The sequence below is a fragment of the Neisseria sp. P0021.S007 genome (genome assembly GCF_051956855.1).
The window spans coordinates 1-483 of the sequence record NZ_JBQCXA010001427.1 but is presented as its reverse complement, the minus strand read 5'-3'; the positions used below and the strand labels follow the sequence as shown (position 1 = coordinate 483).

Below are 483 nucleotides of genomic sequence, written 5' to 3'. Positions count from 1 at the left end.
AACCGCAATTCAGATAGTGCATTGCCAAGCTGAAACCGTCGCCCGCGCCGTTGTGGTAATGGCTGCAAATGAATGTGCCGTTACCGTCCTTGTCGTCGTATCTGAAACGGTCTTTGCCCCCACACGCGGGGCAAGGCTGGTGTTTGTTTTTCAGGTATCGCGGGTCTATGCCTATGGCGGCGTGAATTTCCTGCCAGCGGTATTGCGCGGCGGCTTTGATGTCTTGATAGGTCGGCTTCATTGTTCTGCCTCCCCATATCTGTCCATCGCTTCACGCGCTATGGCTGCTACGGTATTAATCGCGGCTTTTCGGCTTGCTCCGTCGTTCACAATCAGCAAGACGGCGGTCAAAACGTCCACCGCTGCGATTGCCTTCTCTTTGCTGTTTAGCTGGTTTGCCAGCTTCTCCGTGATGGTCTTCATTGCCGCGCCTCCTCTGTTACAGGTTCTAAAACTACCCCCGCCATCGGGTCGGTCTCCCAT

General features: G+C 54.9%; 2 protein-coding genes. Both read right to left on the bottom strand.

What is annotated here, in order from left to right:
• The coding region (locus ACTHUR_RS19535) for a primase-helicase zinc-binding domain-containing protein (RefSeq protein WP_440400446.1) at nt 1-241 on the bottom strand (241 nt) is incomplete at its 3' end.
• The gene (locus ACTHUR_RS19530; RefSeq protein ID WP_070680744.1) at nt 238-423 is read right to left on the bottom strand and encodes a polyribonucleotide nucleotidyltransferase; all 186 of its coding nucleotides are present in this window, start codon (nt 421-423) and stop codon (nt 238-240) included. The genes ACTHUR_RS19535 and ACTHUR_RS19530, both read right to left, overlap by 4 nt.
• Nucleotides 424-483: the final 60 nt, after the last annotated feature.

Bases quoted from the DNA above. Each gene is read 5' to 3' on its own strand.
- ACTHUR_RS19530 (WP_070680744.1), bottom strand. From the start codon at position 423: ATGAAGACCATCACGGAGAAGCTGGCAAACCAGCTAAACAGCAAAGAG.